The organism is Ligilactobacillus equi DSM 15833 = JCM 10991 (assembly GCF_000615765.1).
Lineage (GTDB): Bacteria > Bacillota > Bacilli > Lactobacillales > Lactobacillaceae > Ligilactobacillus > Ligilactobacillus equi.
This window is the reverse complement of record NZ_BAMI01000001.1, coordinates 75,866-99,254: the sequence shown is the minus strand read 5'-3', so window position 1 is coordinate 99,254 and position 23,389 is coordinate 75,866. Positions and strand designations below refer to the sequence as shown.

The 23,389-nt window shown below is 40.7% G+C and carries 19 protein-coding genes and 1 pseudogene; 4 read left to right on the top strand and 16 right to left on the bottom strand.

Translation table 11 applies throughout. From position 1 onward, the window contains the following. Nucleotides 1-11 precede the first annotated feature (11 nt). From recJ to JCM10991_RS00485, 11 genes and pseudogenes are all read right to left on the bottom strand, one after another. Complete coding sequence (gene recJ, locus JCM10991_RS00535) at nt 12-2,375, bottom strand: single-stranded-DNA-specific exonuclease RecJ (protein WP_025020252.1); 2,364 nt, start codon at nt 2,373-2,375, stop codon at nt 12-14. A gap of 18 nt (nt 2,376-2,393) precedes the next feature. Further along, a complete protein-coding gene (locus tag JCM10991_RS00530; protein WP_023858918.1) occupies nt 2,394-3,200 on the bottom strand; it encodes an SDR family NAD(P)-dependent oxidoreductase in 807 nt (268 codons plus the stop codon). A gap of 12 nt (nt 3,201-3,212) precedes the next feature. Then, entirely contained in the window at nt 3,213-4,148 is a 936-nt protein-coding gene (gene rnz / locus JCM10991_RS00525) for a ribonuclease Z (RefSeq protein ID WP_023858919.1), read from the bottom strand. A gap of 318 nt (nt 4,149-4,466) precedes the next feature. After that, entirely contained in the window at nt 4,467-4,955 is a 489-nt protein-coding gene (gene coaD, locus JCM10991_RS00520) for a pantetheine-phosphate adenylyltransferase (protein WP_023858920.1), read from the bottom strand. Further along, nucleotides 4,955-5,518 carry a 16S rRNA (guanine(966)-N(2))-methyltransferase RsmD gene (rsmD, locus tag JCM10991_RS00515; protein WP_023858921.1) on the bottom strand — a complete coding sequence of 188 codons (564 nt, stop codon included), beginning with the start codon at nt 5,516-5,518 and terminating at the stop codon, nt 4,955-4,957. Before rsmD ends, coaD begins: the two co-directional genes overlap by 1 nt. After that, entirely contained in the window at nt 5,515-5,838 is a 324-nt protein-coding gene (locus JCM10991_RS00510; protein ID WP_025020251.1) for a YlbG family protein, read from the bottom strand. Before JCM10991_RS00510 ends, rsmD begins: the two co-directional genes overlap by 4 nt. Before the next feature lie 3 nt (nt 5,839-5,841). Beyond that, nucleotides 5,842-9,272 (bottom strand): annotated as a pseudogene (locus tag JCM10991_RS11975) (pyruvate carboxylase). Nucleotides 9,273-9,395: 123 nt separating this feature from the next. Continuing rightward, nucleotides 9,396-10,652, bottom strand: a complete 1,257-nt coding sequence (locus JCM10991_RS00500; protein WP_051527925.1) for an FtsW/RodA/SpoVE family cell cycle protein — start codon at nt 10,650-10,652, stop codon at nt 9,396-9,398. A 129-nt stretch (nt 10,653-10,781) separates the two neighbouring features. Next, a complete protein-coding gene (typA, locus tag JCM10991_RS00495) occupies nt 10,782-12,623 on the bottom strand; it encodes a translational GTPase TypA (RefSeq protein WP_025020249.1) in 1,842 nt (613 codons plus the stop codon). 113 nt (nt 12,624-12,736) lie between these two features. Continuing rightward, nucleotides 12,737-13,513 carry an inositol monophosphatase family protein gene (locus tag JCM10991_RS00490; protein WP_025020248.1) on the bottom strand — a complete coding sequence of 259 codons (777 nt, stop codon included), beginning with the start codon at nt 13,511-13,513 and terminating at the stop codon, nt 12,737-12,739. Between the two features lie 14 nt (nt 13,514-13,527). Continuing rightward, entirely contained in the window at nt 13,528-13,803 is a 276-nt protein-coding gene (locus JCM10991_RS00485; protein WP_025020247.1) for a UPF0223 family protein, read from the bottom strand. 93 nt (nt 13,804-13,896) lie between these two features. On the opposite strand from JCM10991_RS00485, the gene def reads away from it, so the two are divergent. Further along, the gene (def, locus tag JCM10991_RS00480) at nt 13,897-14,457 is read left to right on the top strand and encodes a peptide deformylase (protein WP_025020246.1); all 561 of its coding nucleotides are present in this window, start codon (nt 13,897-13,899) and stop codon (nt 14,455-14,457) included. Nucleotides 14,458-14,496: 39 nt separating this feature from the next. Here the strand turns inward: def and JCM10991_RS00475 are convergent, their stop codons facing one another. Then, on the bottom strand, nt 14,497-14,967 hold the full coding sequence (locus JCM10991_RS00475) for a hypothetical protein (protein WP_025020245.1): 471 nt from the start codon (nt 14,965-14,967) through the stop codon (nt 14,497-14,499). A gap of 189 nt (nt 14,968-15,156) precedes the next feature. Between JCM10991_RS00475 and JCM10991_RS00470 the strand changes: the two genes are divergently transcribed. The 3 genes from JCM10991_RS00470 (at nt 15,157) to JCM10991_RS00460 (ending at nt 18,132) form a co-directional block, all read left to right on the top strand. After that, nucleotides 15,157-15,369, top strand: coding sequence for a DNA-directed RNA polymerase subunit epsilon (locus JCM10991_RS00470; RefSeq protein WP_023858930.1), 213 nt, complete (start codon nt 15,157-15,159; stop codon nt 15,367-15,369). Nucleotide 15,370: 1 nt separating this feature from the next. Next, nucleotides 15,371-17,047, top strand: a complete 1,677-nt coding sequence (gene rnjA, locus JCM10991_RS00465; protein ID WP_025020244.1) for a ribonuclease J1 — start codon at nt 15,371-15,373, stop codon at nt 17,045-17,047. Between the two features lie 140 nt (nt 17,048-17,187). Further along, nucleotides 17,188-18,132, top strand: a complete 945-nt coding sequence (locus JCM10991_RS00460) for a diacylglycerol/lipid kinase family protein (RefSeq protein WP_025020243.1) — start codon at nt 17,188-17,190, stop codon at nt 18,130-18,132. Between the two features lie 176 nt (nt 18,133-18,308). Here the strand turns inward: JCM10991_RS00460 and recD2 are convergent, their stop codons facing one another. The 4 genes from recD2 to mnmA form a co-directional block, all read right to left on the bottom strand. Further along, nucleotides 18,309-20,741 carry an SF1B family DNA helicase RecD2 gene (recD2, locus tag JCM10991_RS00455; protein ID WP_023858933.1) on the bottom strand — a complete coding sequence of 811 codons (2,433 nt, stop codon included), beginning with the start codon at nt 20,739-20,741 and terminating at the stop codon, nt 18,309-18,311. A gap of 11 nt (nt 20,742-20,752) precedes the next feature. Further along, on the bottom strand, nt 20,753-21,412 hold the full coding sequence (locus JCM10991_RS00450) for a tetratricopeptide repeat protein (RefSeq protein ID WP_023858934.1): 660 nt from the start codon (nt 21,410-21,412) through the stop codon (nt 20,753-20,755). Beyond that, the gene (locus JCM10991_RS00445; RefSeq protein WP_025020242.1) at nt 21,412-22,065 is read right to left on the bottom strand and encodes a histidine phosphatase family protein; all 654 of its coding nucleotides are present in this window, start codon (nt 22,063-22,065) and stop codon (nt 21,412-21,414) included. Before JCM10991_RS00445 ends, JCM10991_RS00450 begins: the two co-directional genes overlap by 1 nt. 117 nt (nt 22,066-22,182) lie before the next feature. Further along, on the bottom strand, nt 22,183-23,310 hold the full coding sequence (gene mnmA / locus JCM10991_RS00440) for a tRNA 2-thiouridine(34) synthase MnmA (protein WP_025020241.1): 1,128 nt from the start codon (nt 23,308-23,310) through the stop codon (nt 22,183-22,185). Between the last annotated feature and the right edge of the window lie 79 nt (nt 23,311-23,389).

The following is a 23,389-nucleotide window of genomic DNA, read 5'->3' as shown; positions in this document are numbered from 1 at the left end:
AAATTTCTCCTTTATTTCGCCATCTGTGCCAAGACCCAATTTTCTAGGTCTTGACTAGTACTTGCTAGCAATTGTTGGTGGACTTTGATCCGTGCTAATTGCTGTTGATATACATTGGTCTGAATTAAATCTTTTTTGGTTTCACTAGGTTCAATCCAAAAAGAATTTCTGTCCTGTCTTATTTTAACAAATCCGGCGTCAAAAAACACGTTTAAGATGAAATTTAATCTTGAACGTGACATCTTCAACGCTCGGGCGTGTTGATTTAGACTTTGACGATAAATTTCGCCATGCCGGAGCAGGTACTTATACATCATACCAAATTCTGCGTGCTGTGGTAACTGATAATTGGCTAAATTATCCTTACTATAAAAAATTAGGTTAATTTGTTGACACTTTAACTGACCCAAAACCTCACTTAAGGTAGCTAAATCGGGCGGACAATCCACGAAAGTCACTCCTTTAGCCTCTGTTAGTTGAGCAATTTCACTGGGGCCCACCATAAAACTTTGGTTATTCGTTACGACCTGGCGAGAACGTTCCAGCAATTTAGTATCAAAAATCAAAAAATTACCTCCTGCTTGCAAAATTTCAAGTAAATCTTGCCCGGAAGCCATTCGGCCGTCTACGACGCGCACCCCAGTTTCTGATATGCTAGTATCTTCCTTGAGACTAATGGCCGTTTCTGTCGCAATTTGCCAATCAGTTGCTAACATTTGTAAACTGCGTCGCCCTTGCCATTCGTTGATTTCCAATTGACCGACAAATTCTAGTTGATCAACCTGACTGGTCATGGCTTCAATTTGGTCAGCCACCTTGAAGAACATGACATCCATTTGAGCAGGTTTAAGCGGATTTGCACTCGCCAATTGTAGCTTAAGGTGTTTTCCCTCACTTAACTGACGAGTACTTTGAACCTGATAATCTGTTAAGCCGAAATAGGGTTGTTCGTTACCTACTCCAAATGGTGCTAAAGCTTTGAGGCTATCCACCAATTCAAAATTCACACTAGCCAAGGGTAAAATTCCGGCTAGAGTTAATTCAGGCTTCCTAGCCTGCTCGAGGTTAACAGCTTGGGCCGCTTGATCTAAGATTTCTTGAAGTTTGGGCAAATTTTCTTCCTTAATTGTCAGGCCACAAGCCATGTGGTGCCCCCCAAATTTTTCCATGATGTCCCGATGTCCATCCAAAGCCTCAAAGAGGTTAAAGGCTGTCACCGACCGCCCCGAACCTTTGGCAATATCATCTTTAAGACTAAGAACTAGACTTGGTTTCCCCGTCTTTTCCACCAGGCGACTAGCCACAATGCCGACCACGCCTTCATTCCAGTCAGGACCAGCCACCAGGTTCACCAAATGACTATCTTCCAAATTTTGCAAAGCTTCAGCTTCAATTTGTTCCACGACTTCTTGCCGTTTAGTATTCAAGGCTTGCAGCTTCTTAGCTAGTTCTTGGGCTCTTTGATCATCTAAAGTCGTCAGAAATTCGACTCCTTCTTGAGCATTACCCATCCGCCCGAGAGCATTTAAGCGCGGACCCAAACCAAAGCCAATATCGCTTTCCGTCAGGTCCCCGAGGTGTTTACCCATTTCCGATACTAGATAAGCCAGTCCCGGTCTTTGCCCTAAGTTTAAAGCTTGAAGCCCAAAAGTTACCAAAAGTCGGTTTTCATCCTTAAGTTCCACCAAATCCGCGACAGTTCCTAAGGCCGCCAAGTCCAAGAAATCTTCCGGAATTTCATCTAAGAGGGCAGAAGCTAATTTGAAAGCCACCCCGGCCCCAGACAGGCCACCAAACGGATATTCACTTTCCGGATAACGAGGGTGTACCACAGCGTAAGCCTCAGGCAATTGGGCGGGTAATTCGTGGTGATCAGTCACAATCACATCAACGTTGCGACTTTTGGCATAGGCTACGGCTTGACTTCCCGTAATCCCGTTATCCACAGTGATAATTAGCTGGTTACCTTCATCAATCAGTCGCTCGTAAACTGCAAGGTTAGGTCCGTAACCATCTTGAAAACGGTCTGGAATGTAGTAAGAGACATCCATCCCCAACATTTCCTTGAGCACTTCATAAACAATGGCCGTACTGGTCAAACCATCAACATCGTAATCCCCATAGACAACAACCTTTTCGCCCTTTTCCGCAGCTATTTGAATCCGTTTTACAGCTTGATCCATGTCATGTAATAAGAATGGATCGTAAAAACCGTCCGGTGACGGCTTTAAAAAGGCCTGCGCACTAGCTACATCCTCGTAACCCCGCGCAACCAATAGTTGGGCAATAATAGGATCAAGCCCTAACTCACGGCTTAGTTCATTGGCTTGGTCTTGGTTAGCTGACATTATCTTCCACGTATATTTTGCTTCCACCCAAAGCATCCCCTCTCGTTATTTTTTATTAAAAACTCCCCCAGTTAAATGATCACCTATATGTGGGAAAACCTGGTAGAGATGATGTGCGACATTCATACTCTTAGGGAGGTTGATTTCACGCTTATTTGTCCCAATAGCTTTGACAATTTTGTGGGCCACCACTTGCGGGTCAAGTACATAACTCCCCAAACTTTTCAAGTAGTTACCAGAGCGATCAGCTCGGTCGAAAAAATGTGTCTTGATTGGTCCTGGATTTACGGTTAAAACGGAAATTCCTAAGGGTTTAAGTTCCAAGCGCAAAGCATTGGAATAACCTAAAACCGCAAACTTACTAGCGGAATAAACACTGGCCTTAGGAGTGGCAATTTTCCCAGCCATGGAGGCAATGTTGACAATTGCCCCACGCTGACGACTTGCCATCTGTAAGGCTGTGTATTTGGTCATATACATAAGACCTAAGACATTGACCCGAAACATTTCTTCTGCAATGCTCATGTCAAAATCTAAGGCAGTTTCCATCATTCCAAAGCCGGCATTATTAACCAAAACGTCAATTGGACCGACTTTAGCCTCCACCTTGGTCACCACGGATTCAATTTGTTCAGGATTACTTACATCTAATTGGTAAGCAAAAGCCAACTTTCCAGATAAGGCCTGGCAATTGGCAACTACATTTTCTAACTGTTCCATCCGGCGGGCACAGGCCACCACAATAGCGCCTCTTTGAGCTAATTCATAGGCAATTTGTTCGCCCAAGCCCCCTGAAGCTCCAGTGACCAACGCCACACGGTTGGTCAAATCTTTTAACTGTCGATATGTCATTGTCTTTCCTTTCTATTTGGGAAACGGCACCTGGTAAACATCAAAGTCACGTACCACCTTGGTATTAGCGAAGATCGCTTGAGCATCTTTTTCTAACCGATGCACCAAAGGCCCCACATACCGAGCAGAAATGTGCGTCAGTAACAACTGTTTGACGCCAGCCTTTTGGGCAACGGTTGCGGCTTGAACGGAAGTTGAGTGGTAGTAGTTACGCGCTAACTTACCCTCACCTTTTCCAAAAGTACTTTCATGCACCAAAATATCGGCATCTTGAGCCAAAGTTTCGATATTGGGTACTTGACGAGTATCACCTAAGATGGTAATAATTCGACCTTTCTTGTTTGCACCTAAGTAGTCCTTACCATCCAAAACACGGCCGTCTGGTAGAGTCACAGTCTTTCCTGCCTTCAATTGCCCGTAAAGCGGGCCGGCAGGAACTTGGTCGGCACGCAACTTATCAACTAAAAGTTCGCCAGGATAATCTTTTTCCACCACACGGTAACCGACACTTTGAATCCGATGTTCTAAATTCTTAAATTCCACGGTGAAACGGTCCGTATCTAAAATGACCCCTTCATCTTCTAATTCAACATAATTAATGGGGTAAGATAACTTACTTTGGGAAATGCGTAAACTCGTTTGCACAAACTCTTTGACCCCTTTAGGCCCATAAATCGTTAGTGGCCCCATTTGATCGCCACCTTGAAAGGAACGACTGCTTAAAAAGCCAGGCAAACCAAACAAGTGATCTCCATGTAAGTGCGTGATGAAAATTCGATCAACCTTTCGTGGCCGAATTGTTGTTTTTAAAATTTGGTGTTGGGTGCCCTCACCGACATCGAAGAGCCAAATTTCATTACTTTCATCTAGAAGTTTCAAAGCAATTGAAGTCACATTCCGAAATTTAGCGGGTGAGCCAGCCCCAGTTCCTAAAAATTCTAATTCCATTAGATATTCTCCTACACTTTCTAAAGGATTTCTCTACGCAAAACGCATCACATTATATTTTACCATTTTTCCCACGTAATATGCCAATTAAATTCTTTAACGAAATTTTATGGTTCTATAAATTTAATTTTTTAAATATAATTTAAAGGGGTTATTTTATGCATTTTTCTGGGTAAATTTCCCCTTTTTATCAATTCAAATATTTAAATGTATTAAAAAACAATCTAAGAATTTTGGCTTAATTCTTAGATTGATTAAACTTGACTAAAAATTGTCATTTAGGGGTTGACCACAGGATTCTACAATTAACCCATTACATTAAACTTCCATTCCCGATAGCTTGGCCTGCATGGCTTTAACAACCACGGAAGGCACTAATTCAGAAATATCACCCCCAAAACGGGCAATCTCCTTGAGCATCGAGGAAGATAAGGCCGTATACTTTTCATCTGCAAATAACAAGAGTGTTTCGATTTCAGGCGCTAATTTCTTATTTAAGTTAGCAATCGTTTGTTCGTACTCAAAATCCTGGTGATTGCGAACTCCACGTATAATCACTTGAGCCTCGACTTCGCGGGCCAAGTTTACGGTTAAGTCTGCCGGTAAAATTTGAATAGACACATTATCTAACCCTTGACAGGCTTCTTGTAACAAGACAAGTTTTTCTGTCGGACTAAACCACGCTTTTTTACTGGTATTATTGCCCACAACAACTAAAAGTTGATCATAAAGCTGACTTGCCCGTTTGATTAAATCTAAGTGGCCATTAGTTAAAGGATCAAAGCTTCCTGGAAAAATAGCTTTCACTAAACTTCACCACCTAAATACCGATAATAAGTTAAGTAGGTAATTCCATAATTAACCTGTTTGAAACATTCAAAACCGGTTAATTCACCTGGTAAATGAGCGTCTTCATCGGTTTCACAAACAATTATTGCATCCTCATTTAACAAGTTTAAGGTCACCAATTTTTCAATGGTGACTAGAATTTGCTGCTTCTTGTAAGGTGGATCTAAGAAGACCAAATCATAACTTTTTCCAGCCAAAGCCAAACGTTCCATGACCTTAAAAGCATCACCTTTAAACACCTGAAAGCAATCTTCTTCCTTGGTAACGGCGATATTTTCCTTAATCGTTTTAACAGCTTGGTATTGACGGTCAATCAGAGTTGCGTGGTCAATTCCGCGGGAAACAGCTTCGATTGACAAGCCACCAGAGCCGGCAAATAAGTCTAACGACTTCCCACCCGCAAAATAAGGTCCCATAATATTAAACATTGATTCTTTGACCTTATCGGTTGTGGGACGGGTTTGCATCCCCGGTACCGCCTTGAGGCGGCGTCCACCATATTTTCCAGCGATTACTCTCATGATTCTTTCTTCTCACCTTTATTTACAAATTTTTCTTGATCTTCTGCGGTTAATTTGAAGGTCCCAATCATTTTTTCAAAATCCGTCACCAACTCTGGACGTGGTGACAAAATGATATCCTTAACATAACGTAGCTTACGTAGTTGCGCTACGGTTTTCTCGACGTCTTCTTCATTTACATAAAGTAAGACATATTTCATCTTACGAGAAACATATTGAATAGCACCGAAACGACGCATCTGCTTACTTTGCTTGAGATGCTGTAAGTAAACAAAGATTCCCCGTCTTTTTTGGGCTACAAATTCTTCCAAAAGTTCCACATCCTAATCCTTTTGAACTTCCATTAAGAGGTCTTGGCTCGCCAACGTATCACCATTTTTAACATAAATCCGTTTTACTATCCCAGCAAATGGGGCTTTAATCGCCGTTTCCATCTTCATGGCTTCAGTAATAATTAATTCTTGGCCTAACTTGACCTTTTCACCTTCTTGAACTTGTACTTTCAAGACCGATCCACTTAAAGTAGCTGCGATTTGACTTTCATCACTCAAATCTGCCTTAGGAATCGCATTTTCAGTAACTTTTTGGCTTTGATCCTTCACCGTGGCTTGTAAGACTTGACCGTTAACAGAATAGAACATATTACGCATCCCTTTTTCGTCAGGTTCAGAAATTGAATCCAGAGTAATCAACATAGTCTTGCCTGGCCCCATTTCAAAGTGCATAGTTTCACCAACTCGCATTCCTTGATAAAAAGTGGTCGTATCTAGACGCTGGATTTGGCCAAAACGCCGCTTGTTGGTAATATAAGTCTTGAATACTTCAGGGTACAGAGCATAAGATAATACTTCTTCTTCGCTAGCTGGACGTTTCAAAAATTCTTCTAATTCTCGCTTACCTTCATCAAAATTGTAGGGTTGTGCTAGACTACCTGGCCGGACCGTAATTGGCTGTTTACCTTTTAAGACCAGTGCTTGCAGTTCGGTTGGAAAACCACCTACCGGTTGACCTAAATCACCGGCAAAGAAATCTACCACTGATTTAGGGAAATCTATTGTCTTCCCCTTCTCATAAATAGTTTCTTTATTTAGATCATTTTGTAACATAAATAAGGCTAGATCACCTACCACTTTGGAACTAGGGGTTACCTTAATAATATTACCGAGAAGCTCGTTAACTTCTTGATACTTCCTCTTTACAACTTCAAAGTTGTCAATCCCCAAGGATTTCGCTTGTTGTTGCAAATTAGAGTATTGTCCCCCCGGCATTTGAGTTTGGTAAATATCCGTTTGTGGTGCTGTCACATTATTAGAAAAATCTTTGTAAAGTGGCTTGATTTGTGACCAATATTGGTTAATCTTTTCGATATTGTCAATTGCTAGCTCTGGTTGCCTTACATTGCCTTCCATAGCATAGTAGAAGGACGCCATACTTGGTTGACTCGTGGTTCCTGCCAAGGCCGAAGAAGCAACGTCTACAATATCAGCACCAGCTTTGCTTGCTTCCACCAAAGTAGCTACCCCATTACCTGTCGTATCATGGGTGTGGACATGAACCGGCACATCCAAATCCGTCTTTAATTGTCCCACCAATTCAAAGGCTGCTTGTGGCTTCAAAAGACCAGCCATGTCTTTAATCGCTACAATTTGTGCCCCAGCATCAACTAGCTGCTTTGCTAAGTGACGGTAGTAATCCAAGGTGTACTTCGTTTCATTTGGCGATAAAAGATCACCAGTGTAACACATCGCCCCTTCAGCTATCTTACCTGTCTTCCGAGCAAACGCCAGTGGTTTTTCCATTTGATCAATCCAGTTTAAACTGTCAAAAATTCGGAAAACATCTACCCCATCAGCAGCAGCCTTCTCAATGAAGCGTTGCAAAACATTATCAGGATAGTTCATATATCCTACCCCGTTAGACCCCCGTAAAAGCATCTGTAGGAGTGTGTGTGGCATTTTTTTACGCATCGTCTTTAACCGTTTCCAAGGGTCTTCACTCAAGAAACGATAAGCCACGTCAAAGGTCGCACCTCCCCAAACTTCAGCCGAGAAAAGTTTAGGGAAAGCTTTTTCATAATTTTCAATTGCTGGCAACATATCTTTTGTTCGCATCCGTGTTGCAAAAAGACTTTGGTGAGCATCCCGCATAGTCGTGTCTGTTAGGAGCACTTTGTCTTGATTTTTAATCCAAGCTACCATGCTTTCAGCGCCTTCTTGGGCCAAGATATCCTTAGCTGTTGGTGTAGTATTTAACCTAACAAAATCCGTTTCAAAGTGGACTTCAGGAATTTCTAATTTTGGTCGTGCTTTAACACCTGGAAAGCCATTTACTGTAACATCACTGATATAATCAATGAATCTATCTTGTTCTTTTTCCTCTTCTTCCAACTCTGTAGCTTGAAAAAGCTCAGGAGTTTGGTCAATAAAGGTTGTAGTGGCTTGCCCGTTAATAAATTCAGAATTTTCTAACACTTTTTCCATAAAGGTAATGTTAGTTTTAACCCCCCGAATTTGAAATTCCTGTAGAACCCGACGCATTTTCGCCACAGTATCAGGAAAAGTCAACGCATGTACACAAGCCTTGACTAATAAGGAATCAAAGTAAGGCGTAATAACCGCTCCAGTGTAGGCATTTCCCCCATCTAACCGAACTCCAAAGCCACCTGGTGAACGGTAGGTTTCAATCGTTCCAGTATCTGGTAAAAAGTTATTCGCCGCGTCTTCAGTTGTAATCCGACATTGGATAGCTGCTCCTCGGTAACTCAAATCTACTTGGTGTGGTAAACCAATCTCAGTAAATAAATTTTTCCTGCAGCAATTTGAATTTGGGCTTGAACAATGTCAATATCAGTAATCATTTCCGTTACCGTATGTTCAACTTGAATCCGAGGATTAACTTCTACAAAGTAAAAATCATCATCTGTAACTAAGAATTCAACCGTTCCCGCATTGTAATAACCCACACTTTTAGCTAAAGTTACAGCTGCTTGACAAATTTCTTGCCGACGTTTATCTGGTAAGACACTAGGAGCAAATTCAATCACTTTTTGGTTCCGTCTTTGCACCGAACAATCACGTTCAAAAAGGTGTAAGGTATTGCCATACCTATCAGCCAAGATTTGTACTTCAATGTGCTTAGGGTTAACCAAGTACTTTTCAATATAGAGTTCATCATCCCCAAATGATTGCATAGCTTCACTCCGAGCCCGATCATAGCTTTCCGCTAGTTCGGCCTCACTGTGAATAATTCGCATTCCTCGGCCCCCACCACCAAGAGCAGCTTTAATCATAATAGGGTAACCATGTTTTCTTCCAAAATCACGAACATCATTGACAGATTTAACCGGATCTTGACTTCCAGGAATAGTCTTTAATCCAGCTGCATGAGCTGCTTGCTTAGCAATTAATTTATCTCCAAAAATTTCGAGGTGTTTTAAATCAGGTCCAATAAAGGTAATATTATTAGCAACACATTTCTTTAAAAATTCCGCATTTTCAGATAAGAAACCATAGCCAGGGTGAATTGCATCCGCACCGGTTTGTTTCGCTACCCGAATAATTTCATCAATATCGAGATAGGCTTCTGTAGGTTTTTTCCCTTCCCCAATGAGATAAGCTTCGTCTGCTTTAAAACGGTGCATTCCGTACTCATCTTCCTTAGCATAAACCGCTACAGTTGGTAAACCTAGCTCTTGGCAGGCACGAATAATGCGGACCGCAATTTCGCCACGATTAGCAATTAAAATTTTTTTCATCGTTCACAGGGTTCTTACCAAAAAAATGATAAGTTACCCTACACCTCCTTTACAATTCAATTTATAAACTCATCTTCTTGTAGTCCTAGCAAAATAAATTCTCCTACTAAGAAGTATTTATTTCTAACGTCGTGTTGGTCCTTGACTCGGGTTAACCGGTCTTTGTGGCCGACGTTTTACTGACATTTGAGTACCTTGAGGGCGAAGCGATCTTAATATTTCTCTTTGTTCAAGCTCATCTTCACCTAATTTAGTTTGAATCGCAATCTTATTAACAATTCCAAGGCTCAACGTTAATACAAACAAACTCGACCCTCCGTAAGAAATAAAAGGTAACGTCACCCCAGTTAAAGGCAGCATTCCTAACATTCCACCGATATTAAAAACCGCTCCGGTAAAAATAAAGGTGGCTATCCCATAGCAAACTAGAGTATTATAGAGACTTCTGGTGCGTGAACCCAGAATAATAATGCGACAAATGAGTCCCGCAAGAAGTAATAAAATCAGACTTACCCCAATTACCCCCCATTCTTCACTGATAATAGACAAGATAAAATCAGTATATGGTTCGGGCAAATATCCTTGCTTTTCAATCGAATTGCCAATACCGACACCCGTCCAGCCACCATTGCTAATAGCATAATAGGAGTGAACTAACTGTCGACCTGAAGTTTGCACATAGTCAAAAGGATTAGTAAAATTTTTGATGCGCTCAGCTTGGTAAGCTGGGATAAATGGCACGAACTTTTTCACCGATGCAATATAAGTCGCAATATAAATCATTATAATCACCGGAATTACTCCCCACATAAAGCGCCAGCGAAAAATAATTTTAAGCGCAGCTATTAACATAACTAGATAAATCATCAAATTAATTGCCAATCCGCCTAAATCGGGGGCCGCTAAAATAGCAATCATTTGCATAACAAAAATCCCTAAGGTTAACCATTTCATATTTTTACTTTTACCTAGTAGAACTTCTGCAAAATAAATTACATTAATCAGTTTTAAAAATTCAGCAGGCTGAAAACTAATAGGTCCCAGGGCAACCCAACCAGCTGCCCCATTAATTCGTGGACCAATAAGATCCAACCCTAATTGTAAAGCCGTCAGACAAATAACTAAAAGAAAGTTAAGTGGAAAACGCCCACGAAAATTTTGAGGACGATACGAGGCAATAACAAAAATTACCAAAGACATTGCCATCCATCCTGCTTGTTTTCTTAAATAAGTTGTCGGTGATTCTTTCGCCAAAGCTAATTGACCCGAGCTGGCAGAATAAATCATCACCAGACCAATAAACATTAAAATGATCATCATTCCAATGAGCCAAAAATCACTATATTTAACACGTTTGAAATCCGGTTTAATTTGTTTCATAAATTTTAACACCTTACATTATCAATCTCTTTTACGTCAAATTAGACTCTTTTTTAAGTATATCATAAGCCAGTATCTTCCCACCACAAAAAACCGCTCTCATATTGAGAACGGTTTTCTTTAAAAGTCTTAGCTATTAGCACGTTTAGCCGCCTTAGCTGCCTTTTCACGCGCGTTGGTCTCTAAGATACGCTTACGTAAACGGATGCTTTCTGGCGTAATTTCCAACAATTCGTCTTCATTTAAGAATTCCAAGGATTCTTCCAAAGTCAAGTGTGTTGGCTTCTTGATCGTGGCAGTTTGGTCCTTGTTAGAAGAACGGACGTTTGTCATGTTTTTACCCTTAGTAATATTAACGGAAATATCACGTTCTCGTGATGATTGTCCGACAATCATCCCTTCATAAACTTCTGTACCTGGATCAACGTAAATCACACCACGACCTTCAATCCCCATAATCGCGTAAGTCGTTGCTTTACCTTGGTTGATTGAAACTAAGGCACCATTACGACGACCTGGTTCCCAGTTGCGAATCACTGGCTTGTATTCTTCAAAAGTATGGTTCAAAATTCCATAACCACGTGTCATCGATAAGAATTGGTTGTCGTAACCAATCAAACCACGCGTTGGTGTTGAGAAAGTAATCCGTGTTTGACCGTTGTTACCAGTTTCCATGTTGGTCATTTCACCCTTACGTTGAGCCATGGAATCGATAATTGCCCCAGAGTATTCATCTGGTGTGTCAATAATTACACTTTCAAACGGTTCAGATAAAACCCCATCAATTTCTCGGTAGATAACCTTAGGGCGAGATACGGCTAACTCGAAGCCTTCACGCCGTAAAGTTTCAATTAAGATAGATAAGTGTAATTCCCCACGACCAGAAACCACCCAAGCATCTGGAGATTCTGTATCTTCAACACGTAAGGAAACATCTGTGTGCAATTGCATCTTCAAACGATCTTCTAACTTACGCGCTGTCACGTGATCACCTTCACGACCAACAAATGGACTAGTGTTAGTCATGAATGTCATTTGTAAAGTAGGTGGGTCAATCCGTAAAACTGGTAAAGCTTCTGGATTATCAACCGGACAAACAGTTTCCCCAACGAAGATGTCCTCCATTCCGGAAACGGCAATTAAGTCACCGGCCTTAGCTTCTTCAATTTCAACCCGTTGTAAACCAAAGAAACCAAAGAGTTTTGTAACCCGGAAGTTTTGTTGAGAACCGTCAAGTTTCATAACGGTAACTTGGTCCCCAACCTTAACCTTTCCACGGAAGACACGACCAATACCAACCCGACCAACGAATTCGTTATAATCGAGCATGGCCACTTGGAATTGCAATGGTTCGTCTGAGTTATCCACTGGAGCTGGAATTGTGTCCAAAATTGTGGTAAAGATTGGATCCATAGTATGTTCTTGGGTTGCCAAGTCAGAGTCAAGTGATGAAGTCCCATTCATTGCTGAAGCGTAAATCACTGGGAATTCTAATTGGTCTTCGTCAGCCCCTAATTCGATGAATAAGTCAAGTACTTCATCAACTACTTCATCAGGACGAGCACCCGGACGGTCAACCTTGTTAATAATTACAATTGGGGTTAAGTGTTGGTCTAAAGCCTTCTTTAACACAAAACGCGTTTGTGGCATGGTACCCTCAAAAGCATCGACAATCAATAACACTCCATCAACCATCTTCATAATCCGTTCCACTTCCCCACCGAAATCGGCGTGTCCTGGAGTATCTAAGATGTTGATTTGCTTACCTTGGTAACGAACCGCGGTGTTCTTGGAAAGGATAGTGATCCCACGTTCCTTTTCAATATCATTGGAGTCTAAGGCCCGATCGCCAATTTCCATGTGTTCATCTAAAGTATCTGATTGCTTCAACAATTCGTTAACCAAGGTTGTTTTACCGTGGTCAACGTGAGCGATAATCGCAACGTTGCGAATGTCATCACGTGTTTTCACTGTTTTTCTTCCTTTCAATATTCAGAACTTTTGGCTGCCTAACGTGCTTTCACTATTTTTTATAAAAATCCCCGCCGAATCACTTGAAAGCAAGTTCAGGCGGGCCTTGGTCTTTATGAAAGAAGCTGCAAAACTTCTTCACACACACGCTTTGGCGCCACTAATACATCATTTGATGATAACACATTTACCTCACTGCCGTCAATATTTACCACGCTTAAGCCCAAGCTTTCTGCTAAAATTTTTCCCGGTAAAAAATCCCAGGGACGTAAATGCGATAAATAACAAACACATTGACCTAAAATGACATGTAGATATTCAATGCCAGCACTACCGTAAATACGCAAACCACTACTCTGCTTAATGGCTGCTTGCACACCATGATAATTATTGATCACCATAGGCCACGATCCCCCAAATAAACCTTCACTTAACGGTAAATCTGCGGGCGCTGTAATCTTCTCACCATTACAAAAAACGCCACCTAAAGCCGGACCACCAGAAAGAAGCTTATCATTAACAATGTCATAAATGTAGGCCAATGCAGGCTGGCCTCCAGCATAAACCGCCACCATACTAGCATAGTGCTCTTTTTGTTTTACAAAATTCATAGTGCCATCAATAGGATCAATGACGAAAAATAACCCCGAATACTCTAACATTCCCTCTTGTCTGAGGCCTTCTTCCCCTAAAATTTTAGCAGCGGGAAAATGACGGTGAATTTCATTTTCATAAAACTTTTCAATCATTCGATCGATGTCAGTTACCAAATCTAAACGCGAGCTTTTAGTGGCTACATTCGGATTAGCTTGTTTAGCGAGGATTTTTTTTCGTCCTGCTTTCATCATGATAATAATTTGCGCATTAATTTTTTGAAAATCTTCTTTCATAAAAGTCGCTCTTTCTAACTTAACCGTAGAGTTTTCTTCGTATTACTTTGGGCTACCTTCGTCGCTTGATAGATACTAAAACCTGAATTTTCCAAAAATTCCCGATCTAGTTGCTTTTGATCCATGATTGCGGGGACGACTTGCCGGTAGGCTTGGTACTTAGTCATAAATTCTTCTTGATTAATGCCTTGTGTATAAGCTTTTTCTACTGCGGTATAAAAAGCGCTCACCGTAATAATTTCGGCGGTGGTCCACTCGGGACGCAAGGGATATGCAAAACTGTCTGTCATAAAAATCACTCCTTTAAATTACTTAAGTATATTTACTCACATTTTTTATGAAAATATGCTATGATTGAGAAGAAAAAACGGGAGGTAATTACTTTGATTACAATGGACAATATTATCCGCGAAGGTAACCCTACCTTGCGGGCACGGGCCGAAAAGCTAATTTTCCCACTCAGTGATGAGATTAAGCAAACCGCCCATGAAATGATGGAATTTCTTGAAAATAGCCAAGATGAAGAAATCGCGGCTAAATACCACTTACGTGCTGGCGTTGGTTTAGCCGCCCCTCAAATTGACAAATCAATCCGCATGACGGCGGTTTTGATTCCCGGAATTGAAGCCGGCGATGAACCAATTTTCAAAGACGTCTTAGTCAACCCAACCATCCTCAGTGAATCCGTCCAAATGGTGGCCTTAGGCGAAGGTGAAGGTTGCTTATCTGTCGACCGTGAAGTGCCGGGTTATGTACCCCGTCACGATCGTATTAAGGTGCGCTGGTACGACCTCGATGGCAATGAGCACATCGAACGTCTCCGCGATTACCCTGCTATTGTGTTACAACACGAAATTGACCACTTAAATGGAATTCTCTTCTACGATCACATTAACAAGGAAAATCCTTTGCAAGCACCTAAAGATATGTTAATTCTTGAATAAAGAAAAAGACTGCCGCTTTGGCGGTCTTTTTTCTTTACTCTAATCTACGCGTTTAACATCACGAATGTAGGCAGCAGTATCTTCATTTTTATTTTCGGCGACATCAAAATGTAACCTCCCGTCACGTAGCCAAATATCGGTTAAAGCAAAGCTCTTAAAAGCAGGTATGGCAACTTTTTGTGTTTTAAGTTGTGCTTCAAGAAGTTCGCTAAACTGCGTGAGATGTTTTTCAAAGTTTGGAGACACCTCACACTCAAATTCGAAGGCCAAAACCCGTAGCCCCCAGATCTTAGCAACATCTTGACTTTGAGCTAAAGAAGATAAAACGTCCCTTTCCATGTTGAGCTGAGCAATTGTCGCCACAAAAGCTTGCTCCACTGCGGGAATTGTTTCTTGTCTACTTTGAGCCTTAATGATTAATAAGGATTGCTTGCGTTTTTTTACTCGCCAGACGGTTATTAACCAAAAAACGAAGACACCCACCAAAACCAGCGCAATTACTGCTTGCATCTTTACCACCCCACATTTTCTTAATTTTATTATACTATCTTTTACAAGAGATGCCATCTTTTTAGCTAACTTCTATACTTAATAGCTAAACTGTGCTAAAATAAAAATTAACATTGTGGAGTCACTTGACTCGTGCGGACCTAGGCTTTTAGCCTAAAACCATATTTTTAAAGGAGTTTTTAACTAGACATGATTTTTAAAGTTTACTACCAACCAAGCAAACGGATTAATCCTCGCCGTGAAAATACTGAGGTTTTATATTTAGATACAGATAGCAAAGTCAACGCGCGCCTTTTAGTAGAATCTAAAACTGAATACAATGTGGAATTCATTGAAGGTTTAGACGAAGATACTTTAAATTACGAAAAGGAAAGCCCTAACTTCAAGATTACGGAGCTTTAATATGAAAAAGCTGAACGTAAAAAATAACGAAACCGCCGTTTTTGCTTTAGGTGGTTTGGGGGAAATCGGAAAAAATACTTACGCCATTCAATTCCAAGACGAAATTATCGTGGTAGATGCGGGAATTAAGTTTCCTGAAGATGACCTTTTGGGAATTGATTACGTAATTCCTGATTACCAATACCTCATCAATAATCAAAGCAAGATTAAAGCATTGGTGATTACGCACGGACATGAAGACCATATTGGTGGGATTCCCTATCTTTTAAAACAAGTTAACATGCCCATTTATGCTGGTCCCTTAGCTTTAGCTTTAATTAAAAGCAAGCTTGAGGAACACGGTTTATTGAGAACTACTGAACTTCATGAAATTAACGAAGATAGCGTCTTGAAGTTCCGTAAAACCAGTGTTTCATTTTTCCGCACGACACACTCCATCCCTGATACTTTAGGAGCGGCTATTAGGACTCCCTCTGGAACGATTGTTGCTACAGGAGACTACAAATTTGACTTAACACCTGTGACAAATCAACCACCTAATTTACAAAAAATGGCTAAGTTAGGAGCCGAAGGTGTCTTATGTTTACTATCTGACTCAACCAATGCCGAAGTACCAAACTTCACTAAGTCTGAACGTTGGGTAGGACGCTCTATTCGTCGCATTTTCGAAGAAGTTGAAGGTCGCATTATCTTTGCCACGTTTGCTTCTAATATTTCTCGAGTCCAACAAGCTACAGAAGCCGCTATCGCTAAAGGTCGCAAAATTGCCGTCTTTGGACGCTCCATGGAAGCTGCGATTGTTAATGGACGAGAATTAGGCTACCTTGATATTCCGGATGATTCCTTAGTGGATGCCCGCGAAATCAATAGTCTACCTGCGAACCAAGTCATGATTCTATGTACTGGTTCGCAAGGTGAACCAATGGCTGCTTTAAGTCGAATTGCTAACGGAACTCACCGTCAGGTTAACATTCAACCTGGTGATACGGTAGTCTTTTCTTCCTCACCAATTCCTGGGAATACTTTAAGTGTAAACAAGGTGATTAATGAATTGGAAGAAGCCGGTGCGACTGTTATCCACGGAAAAGTTAACAATATTCACGCTTCCGGTCACGGTGGTCAAGAAGAACAAAAGCTAATGCTTCGTTTAATGAAACCTAAATTTTTCATGCCTGTTCACGGAGAATACCGAATGCTAAAAATTCACACTGAATTAGCTGAAAAATGTGACGTACCAAAAGAAAATTCCTTCATTTTGGAAAATGGGGACGTTTTAGCCCTTACTAAGGACTCAGCTCGCGTAGCTGGGCACATCCAAGCCGGTGATGTCTATGTTGATGGTTCCGGAATCGGTGACATCGGTAATATCGTCTTACGCGACCGGCGTATACTTTCAGAAGAAGGCTTAGTGGTAGTCGTTGCAACCATTGATATGAAAAAACGCGAAATCTTAGCCGGACCAGATCTCCTCTCTCGTGGATTTATCTATATGCGTGAATCAGGGGAATTAATCAATCATGGACGACGTCGCTTATTTCGAACCATTAACCGAGTTTTAAAGGCCGATAGGGTTTCAGAAGCAATTTTAAAAGAAGCTATCATAAATGACTTACAGGCTTTCTTATTCGAACAAACCGAACGTCACCCCATGATTTTACCAATGTTGATTACTTTATAAATTTCAAAACCAGCCACGTTGCTGGTTTTTTCTAATTATTTCTAATAATTACTTCTTTTTTCATGTTTTTTCGCTATAATGTTAAAGGAAGTATTTACGCTAGAAAGGAGGAGTGGTATCACCTAGATACCTAACCACCCGTGAAATCATTTTTTATCATTGTTAACCCCCAGGCCAATCACGGTCTAGGTCAAAAAACTTGGGAAAAGATTGAACCCCTTTTACAAAGTGGCAATTACATGTATCAAGCGGTCTTATGTAACCATAATATTGATTTTTTAGTGCGCTCTTTCCTCAAAAAAACTGATTATCAACTTGAGCAAACGATTTGCTTGGTGATTGGGGGAAACGGCACCCTACATGATAGTCTTAACGCCCTGAAAAAACACAGTCAAAGACAATTGCCATTGGCCTTAATTCCGGCTGGTAAAAATAATTCCTTTGCTAAAAATATGGGAATTTCTCTCAACCCTTCAACTGCTTTCAAGCAAATTATAACTACCCAACAAGCTATCAACTATGATATCGGCAGTTATATAGAAACAACCCATAAAACTGAAGGTTATTTTTTAAGTAGCTACAACATCGGACTGGAAGCTTATTTTGCTAGTCTTAATGCCCAAGAAAATTTATTTTTTAACAAATTGCATCTCGGATTAATCGGTTATTTATATAATTTACTTAAGACTTATATGAACCAGGAAAGTTTCTCGGTTACTTTACGTATCAATGGTCAATACGAATTTTTCAAGAAAGCTTACCTGGTAAGTGTCCACACTCACCAACCTTGCTTTGATCCACGTACTCACCTACAGGTACCCTTGGGTCACGCTAACGATGGGCAGTTGGAGTTCTTAGTAGCTGAAAAGATGAATATCTTCAAATTTCTCTTTTTAGCACTAATGGCCCGTATGAACAAACATGTTAGATTACCTTCTCTCAAACAATTTACCAGTAAACGTGCACATCTCATCATTAACTCCCTTGAATTTGGAGAAATCGACGGACAAGAGGAATCCAATCGTTACTATGACCTAAATTTTGAAATTGATTACTACCCATTTTGGTTTTCCTCACAAAGTTAACCCACTCAATTGTAACTATGATATAATCTAAAATCTTTAAAAAATAACCTTGTTGCCGATAAAAATGCAACAAGGTTATTTTCTATTGATATGATAACTGTGAACAATACTTCTAAAGTTGAACTGATAAGTTGGCGTGTATGGAAATAACCAAAATAGTAAAAGCCTCATTTTAGTTAACAATTTTCCGGGGTTAAACCTTCCATCCCAATCATAGGGTCAATTTGTTCTGACATAGCCAACGCAGGCGTCAAACAATATTCTTCCGCTTGTAACTCAACTACAGGATCAACTCCCTCTTGAATAGGAGTAACCACTACTTTTTGAACCTGCTTTTGTCCTGTAGTCAGAGCCAATTCACCGTTAAAAATCTGCTGTAATTTAGCTATCAATCCGGTTTTTCTTTGACCAGTTGTTGTGGACACACTTCTTTGGTAAGCTGATAATTGTCCCATCATGACTAATTTATTCTTGGCACGCGTAATTCCGGTATAAAGGAGATTGCGATTTAGCATGCGACTAAACTCATCTACCATTACCAAAATTACAACCGGAAATTCACTTCCCTGCGCCTTATGAATCGATAAACAATATGCCAAAGTTAATTCAGAAAATTCATTAGGCTTGTACTCCACTTCATTTTGATCAAAGTCCACCGTAATCTGCTTAGCAGTTTGGTGATCTTCCGCCAGTTCAATTCCCACTACTTTACCAATATCGCCATTATAAACACCTTTTTCCGGTTGGTTAACCTTTTGTAAAACACGATCCCCAATCCGCAAGATAAAATTATTAATTTCCACTTCTTTTTTCAGCTGACCTTGTCCCGACGATTGACGCGGATTAATAATCTCTTGTAGCTCATGATTCAGATTATCAATTCCTGCCTCCGAACGATACATGGGCGCTAATACTTGAATATCATCTGCCTTTAGCTGACTTTGCAAAGCTCGTTCAATAACTTTCTTCAAACGTACAGGAATCAGCCCCGCACTATTAGCCAAAAAAGACCGGTCAACTTGCGTCTGAGTAAAATTCTCCGGTAACTTACCCGCTTGAATAGCTTGAGCTAACACCGGAATCGTTGATTCTTCTTTTTGACGGTAAATTTGACGTAGTTCAACTTTAGGAAAAATGTCACTGGCCAGTAAATCCGCAAAAACTTGTCCAGGACCGACTGAGGGTAATTGATCTTTGTCTCCCACAAATAAAAGTTGGGTTTTTTCACCAAGATTACTGGTCAAAGTCCGCATCAGGTGGGTGTCAATCATCGAGCTTTCATCAATAATCAAAAATGGTTCTGTCACTAAATTTTGTTCCTCTTCCTCCAAATCTTGTCGCTGGTTAGAGGTTAGACCCAACCCTAACAACCGGTGAATGGTGCTCGCCTTGTAACCGGTTGTTTCAGCCATCCGTTTAGCTGCCCGACCAGTTGGTGCTGCTAAAGCTAATTCAGCTTGAGGGTGGAGTTTTTGGTAACAATGGACAATCCCATTAATAATCGTCGTCTTTCCTGTTCCAGGACCACCAGTTAAAAGAAAGATTGGACTTGTTAAGGCTTGATAGATAGCTTGCTTTTGTTCATCACCATAAGCAAGCCCTTGTTCTGCTTCAAAATCAGCTACTAGGTCTGTAATTTCTTCTTGGCTAGGAAAATCAGTATCTTGGAGACGACGAACTTGTTCCTGTAGGTTTAGAGCTATTTCTTTTTCGCTAATATAATAAGTCTTAAGATATACTTTTTGATCTTCTGTCAAAACTACATCCCCAGCTTCTTGCATTTGTGCCAATTCCTGCGCTAACTTTGGATACATCTTTTCAGGTGGCATGGTTGTTGCTAATAATTCAGCCCCTTTATCTAGAAGTTCTTCAGCCATCAAATAAGTATCACCACTGGTATGGCACGTCTCAAACAAGGTTTGCAGTAACCCCCCACGTAAACGTACAGGGTCTGTTTCTTGAATTCCTTGAGCATAGGCAAGGTCATCGGCAGACTTAAAACCAAAACCTTTGATATCACGCACTAAGCGGTAAGGATCATCCTTTACCACACTAAGGCTTTCTGTATGATAGTGGTTATAGATTTTTTCAACCATCCGTGTAGAAACCCCTAAACCATTTAAGTACAATAAAATTTCACTAAAGCTATCGTCCAACTTATTAAGTCCCTCAGTTAACGCCTGTGCCTGAGCAGGAGAAATGTCAACTTGCGCCAAAACTTGATAGTCCTGACGAATTTTTTGAATAGCTTGCTCTCCAAGAACTGTAACGACTTTTTGCGCAGTCTTCCTCCCAATCCCTGGAAATTCATCACTACTTAAATAAGCTATGAGGCCATCCTTAGTTTTAGGGAGACTCTCTTCATAACCCTGAACCTGGAGTTGCAGGCCATAACGACCGTGTTCCACTAAAGCACCGTAAAAAACGTATTCTCTTTGGGCTTCGATTTCAGGAAAACTCCCTGTCACAGTAATTGTTGGCAGTGACCATTCAAAATTTACTTCTTTGATGTCTACAACTAATATCTTAAAAAAATTGTCCTTAGACTCAAAAATCATGCGACTAATTGTGCCGACAACTTGAGACTGCTTGGGTTCAGTTATTACCATTTTCTTTCCCCCTATAGCTGATTTTTTTGCATAACCTTTTCTAAATCTGCAAGACGACCTTCTTGCTTTTGATAATAAAGACCATCCAACTCCTTGGCCTTAGCAAAATACGCTTGTCCTGCTTGAATTTTTCCTTGCGTCACTAAAATCAAACCGAGATGAAAAGCTGCCGGTGCACTTTGGGAATTTAGGTTCCAAACTTTTTGGTAATACTCTTGAGCTTGATTTAATTGTCCTAGAGCTAATAAAGAATCTCCTAAAAGTAGTAAGGCCACTTCATTTTTAGGTGCTTGTTCACTAACCGTTAAAGCATAGGCAAAGGCTTGTTGGTAGTGCTTTTGGGCATAGAAACCTTGGGCTTGCATCAGTTGAGCATCTAATTTAAGTTTCTTATCTTGAATTTTAGCAAACTCTTGGTTAGCCTCCACATAAAATTCCGCCGCATACAAGACATTCCCAAGGCCATAAGTTAATAAATCACGGTCTTTAGCATCTGTAAAATGGCTTAACGCCCGGCGGAATAATTCTTCGGCTTGCGGAAAACTTTGCATTTCAACTAAAGCACTGCCTAAATTATAGTAATTTTGCGCGTTTTCTGGATCCGCGTCAATTTTACCAATTAGCTCATGCACTAAAGTTTCAGCTTTTTGCTGTTTTTCTTTTCTCACCATTAGACCTTATCATCCTTTCCTAACTGCCGACTTAAATAGTCTACCTTATCCCAGGCTAAACAAGTAAAACTTTGCCCGTCATGACTTTCTAAAATCGTAGTGCTAGTATTACTAAGTCCTCCTTTGTCCCGCAAATGTTCTAAAGAATAACCCAACAAGTGACGGATTTCAGCTCCTAAGGCCGCCCCATGGCTAACAATTAAGATATTAGCTTCAGGGTAACGGCGACAAATCTCTTGAATCTTGGGGGTCATGCGATTAAAAACATCTTGGAAACTTTCACCACCAACAACTTCAGCCCGATATTTACTAGGATCATGACGAAAGGCCTGGTATTCATGGGGAAATTCACGTTTAACATCACTAAACTTCATTCCTTCCATTTTTCCCAAGTTAAACTCTTTAAAAGCATCGTCAAGTTGTAACCGTGGTGGATTATTAAGATGCTTAAGGATTTCTTGAGCTGTAATCCGCGCACGCTTGATTGGACTTGCATAGACCTTAGTAAATTCAAACTGTTGCAGATATTGACTTAATTCTTTAATTTCTTGATAACTTTGGTCAAGCAAAGGAGAATCGCCCCGAGCGCCTTGATAGCGACGCTCAAGGTTCCATTCAGTTTTTCCATGCCGTACAAAAAATAGTTTTGTCACTATAAAGTCCCCTTCTAATTTTTAATTATTCTCTTTCATTATTACAAAAAAAAGGGCTAGCGACAAGCTAAAAACCATATAAAAAAGAGGCCAGATTGCTCCAACCTCGTTAAAGTATTAAACGTATTGACGTAATTCACCGTTCATGTAAGCATGGTCAATCGTACCAGAACCTAAACATTCTTGGCCATCGTAAAAGACCACTTCTTGACCAGGAGTGATAGCCCGCACTGGTTCATCAAAGACAACTTCCGCAACAGTCCGGTCATCGTTAAATTTCACCGTTACACCGCTATCAACTTGGCGGTAACGGAATTTAGCCGTACAGTGGAATTCTTGACCACGATTGGTAATATCGGTCACGAAACTCAACTTGCTAGCATCTAAGCTTGTGGCATAAAGGTGGTCATTATGGTAACCTTGCCCTACTAACAAAGTGTTAGTTTCAAGGTCCTTACCGACAACAAACCAGGGTTCGTTACTTTTAGCATCTCCCCCGATACCAAGACCTTTTCTTTGACCAATGGTGTAGTTCATCAAACCAAAGTGTTCACCTTTCTCTTCACCATCAACGGTCATCATTTTGCCAGGTTGGGCTGGTAAGAATTCGCTCAAGAACTTGGTAAAGTTTCTTTCACCAATAAAACAAATTCCAGTTGAGTCCTTTTTCTTAGCTGTAGCTAAACCGGTTTCTTCTGCAATGCGCCGTACCTCAGATTTTTCCATATTTCCAATAGGAAACATAGCTCTTTGGAGTTGTTCTTGAGACAATTGGCTCAAAAAGTAAGTTTGGTCCTTGTTGTTATCGGCTCCACGCATCAAGTGCACCGTACCATCTTCATCGCGCTTAACTTGAGCGTAGTGACCCATGGCGATGTAGTCAGCATCCAGTTCCATCGCATAATCTAAGAAGGCCTTAAACTTAACTTCTTTATTACACATTACATCAGGGTTAGGAGTGCGACCCGCGCGGTATTCATCCAAGAAGTAAGTGAACACCCGATCCCAGTATTCTTTTTCAAAGTTTACTGAGTAGTAAGGAATTCCTAACTGATTAGCCACCTTGGCTACATCTTGATAATCCTCGGTTACGGTACATACCCCGCTATCGTTTTGGTCGTCCCAATTTTTCATGAAAACGCCAACCACATCATAACCTTGTTGCTTGAGTAGATAGGCCGTCACACTAGAGTCGACCCCACCACTCATTCCGACAACAACACGCGTGTTGCTGTTATCTGTCATAAATATTCACCATCATTTCAATAAGATTCTGAAATCCACGATTTGAAGGTCGTTTATTCAGTACTTGATATTATACGTG